1 protein-coding gene is annotated in these 271 nt (G+C 56.8%); it reads right to left on the bottom strand.

Annotation, left to right across the window (positions count from 1 at the left end; genetic code table 11):
* Window positions 1-229, bottom strand: a 229-nt coding sequence (locus SB822_RS57320) for a chloride channel protein (protein ID WP_410859137.1), incomplete at its 3' end; no start/stop codon positions are given.
* Between the last annotated feature and the right edge of the window lie 42 nt (window positions 230-271).

Genomic DNA, 271 nt, shown 5'->3' with positions numbered 1-271 from the left:
CGAATGCAGTCATCGGCGCTTGCACGACGCCGGCAAAGTAGCCTGCCATACCGAGAACAGCAGCAAGACTCGCACTGGTTCCAAGAACCAGGCCGATTGTGCTGCCCAGTCCCGCACCGACCGACAAAGAAGGTGCAAATATTCCGCCCGGTATCCCCGAAATCATGGAAAGGAGACCGACAAGGAACTTCCCTATGAAATAAAGAGGTGGAAGAGCCAACCCTTCCACGGCGCTCCGTGCCTGATCGTAGCCTGCTCCAAAGGTCGATCC

Source organism: Paraburkholderia sp. SIMBA_054, from assembly GCF_046534875.1.
Lineage (GTDB): Bacteria > Pseudomonadota > Gammaproteobacteria > Burkholderiales > Burkholderiaceae > Paraburkholderia > Paraburkholderia hospita.
This window is presented reverse-complemented; position numbering and strand designations above follow the sequence as displayed.